Annotated in this window: 3 protein-coding genes; 1 reads left to right on the top strand and 2 read right to left on the bottom strand. The window is 43.2% G+C overall.

Annotated elements, in window-relative coordinates; all coding sequences use genetic code 11:
- The first annotated feature begins 122 nt into the window (after positions 1-122).
- Entirely contained in the window at positions 123-1,079 is a 957-nt protein-coding gene (locus AC805_RS04710; RefSeq protein WP_055074341.1) for an ABC transporter ATP-binding protein, read from the top strand.
- A 37-nt stretch (positions 1,080-1,116) separates the two neighbouring features.
- On the opposite strand, the gene AC805_RS04715 is transcribed toward AC805_RS04710, so the two are convergent.
- Both AC805_RS04715 and AC805_RS27080 read right to left on the bottom strand, forming a co-directional pair.
- Positions 1,117-3,714 (bottom strand): EAL domain-containing protein, encoded by a 2,598-nt coding sequence (locus tag AC805_RS04715; protein WP_055074342.1) that lies wholly within the window; start codon positions 3,712-3,714, stop codon positions 1,117-1,119.
- Positions 3,715-4,268: 554 nt separating this feature from the next.
- Positions 4,269-4,403, bottom strand: coding sequence for a hypothetical protein (locus tag AC805_RS27080; RefSeq protein WP_269433549.1), 135 nt, complete (start codon positions 4,401-4,403; stop codon positions 4,269-4,271).
- Positions 4,404-4,955 lie beyond the last annotated feature (552 nt).

A 4,955-nucleotide genomic window follows, 5' to 3' on the forward strand; every position in this document is an offset into this window, starting at 1 on the left:
GCGCCGCAACACTCTTCTGGGTTTTATGTCTTAACTTATTTGGCTATAGCTATAGTTACTCGATATATCTTCACAATTCTCGATGAGGGGAGTAACATGGCAGTAACTTTCGCGGCAATCTCATGACAGCAGTACCGACAGTTCGCACGCATCGATTGACCAAGCAGTTTGATAACCATGTGGCGGTCAATCACCTCGATTTGCAAATTGACCGAGGCGAAGTTTATGGGCTAATCGGTCCCAATGGTGCGGGAAAAACCACCTTAATTCGGATGCTTGCTGCTGCGGAAGAGCCCACCGCAGGTGAAATTTATATTAATGGGGCAAGGTTTTTACGGGGACAAAACAATCCCGAACTAAAGAGGCAATTGGGCTACTTACCCGATGACTTTCCACTTTACGATGATCTTACGGTTTGGGACTATCTCGATTATTTTGCCCGCTTATATTTTTTGCGCGATCCCCAGCGATCGCAGAGATTGCATGAGGTGATCGAGCTAGTGGAGCTACAGCAAAAAAAGAACGAAGCGATCGCTACCCTGTCGCGGGGGATGAAACAGCGACTCAGTCTCGCTAGGAGTATCATTCATAATCCCACCTTGCTATTGCTAGATGAGCCCGTATCAGGACTCGATCCCCTTGCGAGGGTGCAGGTTCGCAATATTATCAAGTCCCTCCAACAGCAAGGAATGACCATTCTCATTTCATCGCATATCCTCAGTGACCTTGCCGAAATCTGTACTTCGATCGGGATTATGGAGTTAGGTACTTTGGTTGAAAGTTCACGGCTACAGGCTCTATACGATCGCAGTAACCAAGACCGCCAACAGATTCTCATTTCTACTCTCGGTAATATTGAAGACTTACAATCGGCTTTAAAGCGATCGGAATTAATTCAAGAGGTGGAGATTCTTCCAGATATGTCAGTGGTCAGGGTTCAATTGGCTGGAACTATAGAAGACTGTGCGGGCTTGCTAAAATCTCTGATTGAATTGGGGATTCCGATCTCCGACTTTCATCGAACCCAAGAAACCCTAGAAAATATTTTCTTAAAGTTAGGCTATAGGCAAACAAGTTAGTCTCATCCTGATTATGATGCCAAGCTTGGGGTATTGCTCATAGGGCGGCGATCTCTTTGATGCTATTTGCGATCGCCTGCTCTGCTGCAGAAGCCGTTAAGGGATGCGAAAATAAATAACCTTGCCCAAACTCACAACCTAAATTTTTTAAAATCTCGATCTGTTGTTCCGTTTCGACACCTTCAGCGACGACACTCATATTTAACGTATGGGCTAGCATGGTAATTGTCCGCACGATCTCAATATTTTCACCGCCATCACTCATCTGACTGACAAAGGCTCGATCGATTTTGAGAATATTAATGGGAAAGCGATGCAAATAGCTGAGGGAGGAATAGCCCTGCCCAAAATCATCAATGCTCAATTGGATATTTCTCGCCCGCAATTGCGCCAGTTTGGCGATCGTCTGTTCTCCCTGATCCATTAAAGTGCTTTCCGTAATTTCTAAACGGATCGAACTGCCATTGACCCCAGTTTCGGAAAGGATGATATCGAGCTTATCTAAAAGATCTGGTTCACGAATTTGATGGCTCGCTAAATTAATACTCATTTTCAAATGGGCAGCTTCGGGGAACTTCTGGAGCCAGTCCGTCAATTGTTGGCAGGCTTCCCTAAGAACCCAATCCCCAACTGCCACAATTAATCCAGTATCTTCAGCTAGAGGAATGAATTCTATAGGCGAAATAAAGCCTCGTTTGGGATTCTTCCAACGAATTAGCGCTTCAAATCCAGCAAGTTGATCGGTGGCTAGGCAAACGATGGGTTGATAATAAAGTTCAAATTCCCGATGTTCGAGAGCATAGTGCAGTTCGCTCTCTAATTGCGTTAATCGCAAGGTTTGTTCGTACATTTCTTGATCAAAGAGCGTATATCGTCCTTTGCCCAGAGATTTAGCCCGATACATGGCAATATCTGCATCCCTGAGGAGATCGATACAATTATCATAATCTGGCGTACTGATCACAATGCCAATGCTCGCACTAGGAAAAATCGCTTCGCCCCCGATCGTGATGGGAGAGAGAAACCGATGCAGAATACGATCAGCAACGGTTAAGGCTTCACTCACATCTTGAATATCATCTACCAGAATTGTAAACTCATCGCCCCCCAGCCGAGCCACGGTATCAATCGATCGCAAGCAGTCTTGCAATAGTGCGGCGATCGCTTGTAAAAAGCGATCGCCCATATTATGCCCAAGACTGTCATTAATCATTTTGAAGCGATCTAAATCAATGAAAAAGATCGCAAATAGATAGTTGGAATTGCGTTTACTGTATTTGATCGCATGATCTACGCGATCCATAAATAGATTGCGGTTTGGTAAACCCGTTAAAGCATCATGGGAGGCATCATGGGCAAGCAGTTCGATCGAATCAGAAAGAGCCGAATTTAACTCGCGCAGTCTAGAAACATACATATAGCTCTGCATTACCATCATGGAGCCGATAAAGGTATATAGGGCAGGAGCAAGAGGTATCCACCAACCTCCTAAAAATAGTAAATAGCTGCCACCTATCAGAAAGCCCATGCCGAAAATTACCGTCCCCGTTAGCAGGACTAATCTTTTGGTGGAGAAAATCCAAACGATCGCCGCACCAGCGATCGACCAGATCGCAATCCACATTTCTTCGCCAATATCTGACCAAACATGAAATAGAGGTCGCCGATCGCTCGCTGCACCCAAGATTAACTTAACGAGATTGGCTTGAAATTCTACCCCTGACATTTGAGCGGGTGAGGTAATAAAATTACTGCTATAGGGGGTGTAAAATACGTCATTGAGACTGGAAGCCTGCGCTCCAATCAAGACAATGCGATCGCGCATCAGGTCGGGAGCGATCCGATTTTCTAAAATATCTTCAAGGGAGACGGAGTGGAACTTTTGCGAGGAGCCGTGGTAATTCATCAAAACTTGATAGCCTCCTGCATCAATACGGACATAGCCGCCATCGGTATTTTCTAAGGGCTTAAAAACAGCTTCCCCAAGTTGTAAATATCCAGATGGTGAGGACTGCGGCTCTATGCCCTTATCTTTGAGGTATACAAGGGAAACTGCCAGCCCCAAACTAGGTAAACCTTCATTCCCTTTAGGCATTGGATATAACAAAGCCCGACGTAATCTACCATCGGGATCGACAATTACATCATTTGCCGATACTTGACCTAGAGCCTTAAGTACAGGGGAGGGGCTAATGGCAGTACTAAGGCGATCGTTAATGCTTTTTTCAATACCGATCAGATTGGGAGTGGTTTTAAATATTTCTTCGAGTTCTTGGTATCCATCTCCCACAGGAATATCTCGATAAAGATCTAAGCCAATTACTTTGGGCTTTTGCGCGCGGATTTTGCGTAAAATTTTAGCGAGGGTGCGATCGGAGGCTGGCCAACTCCCTAAGTAGCGAATATCCGATTCTTGTACGCCAACAATAACGATCCTCTCGTCTACGGGCTCCATAGGACGCAACTGTACGAATAGATCGAAAGCTGCCCATTCGCTAGGCTGCAACCACCCTAACCAACGCAATCCAAATACTAATAAGTACACACTTCCGCTAGACAGGAAAAATCCACCCCACTGTTTGAATCTAAGCGGTAAATTTTCCCAGTTTGCTTTTAGAGTTTTAATCGCGATCATCTAAGAGAATTTAATGAGAGTAGTAAGCCTAACTTGTTGGAGTAAGTCCTGATAAAGAATCCTCAACTAAGGCGATCTCCACTATGTCTTGGCTCTGCAACTAAAGTTTCACAATCGTACCAAACTAATGCTTAGATGTATGCAAGCCCTTTGTCGTAATTATCTCAGCACAATTCCATCAGGTCTCGAAACCTCAACCCGATGGGACGATTAATACCAAATTAAGAAATGGCGTAGCCATTTCTTAATTTGAAAGCCCTTATGAGGTTTAGTTTTTAATTCACAAAAGTATGGACACACTTTCGTGAATTGGTATCAGGGCATAAAAGAGGGTTACCGCGCTCCGCGCGGTAACCCTCTTTTATGCCCTGATACAGTTGTCCTAAGTCAAGTGACTGTAGGTATACATTGCGATTACGTTAAAATCTAGCGATCTTTGGGTTATCGCAGATAAAATAACGATCTATACAAAAATTTCACAAAGATCGAATCACCAAATGCTTAGAATAAAAAGTACGCCCCCCGCGTTTCTTTATTCTTCTTAAATTAGGAATTTAAATTAAGCATAATGGCGGTTGATTACTAATTACAGGATGGACTATATTCAATGCATGGATGAAATCGAGATCCGCCGCCTTGAGTGCGTTGTGGTTGAGGACGATCCGTTGGAGTATACCCAGTTTGGTCATTTGCGAAAGTTATTTCTGGTTGACCAAATGTAAGAATCATCCCCCCTATGCAGGCAATAGAAGCTGGCAGAATATTTCTATAATTTATTAGCAACATAGCAATTCTGACTCTTAAGCTACAAAAAGATTTTACCCTATCTATTGAAAAAATATTACTTTATATAACTTTCTGATAACCTTTTGGGGTGCAAAAAAGTTTTATAAGATGTTAAATGAGCTTATATATTGAGATTGGCTTTATATCCATATAATTTATATCTGGTTTGCTCATTCATTGTCCGAAATCCCTTGTAGGTTTGGAATGTGCTAATAATTAGCCTCCGATACTTAGCATCCGATAGTATGGGGGAATACAAAGTAAAATCGACTACAAAATCAAAAATGTCCGTGGCGATTAGTTTGTGTATGTAGGCGAATATTGTGAGAGATGTAGCTTCGGGCACAAAATAGATTAGGAAATAAACCCCAAGAATTGATTGGCGCTGCTTCGCACCGCCAATCAATTCTTGGGGTTTGATTTATCCAAAGTCAAGTGACTGTAGCTATATCAAG

The sequence above is a fragment of the Pseudanabaena sp. 'Roaring Creek' genome (genome assembly GCF_001402795.1).
Taxonomy (GTDB): domain Bacteria; phylum Cyanobacteriota; class Cyanobacteriia; order Pseudanabaenales; family Pseudanabaenaceae; genus Pseudanabaena.

Coding starts and splice junctions, on each gene's coding strand:
- AC805_RS27080 (WP_269433549.1), bottom strand. CDS start 4,403: ATGACCAAACTGGGTATACTCCAACGGATCGTCCTCAACCACAACGCA.
- AC805_RS04715 (WP_055074342.1), bottom strand. CDS start 3,714: ATGATCGCGATTAAAACTCTAAAAGCAAACTGGGAAAATTTACCGCTT.
- AC805_RS04710 (WP_055074341.1), top strand. CDS start 123: ATGACAGCAGTACCGACAGTTCGCACGCATCGATTGACCAAGCAGTTT.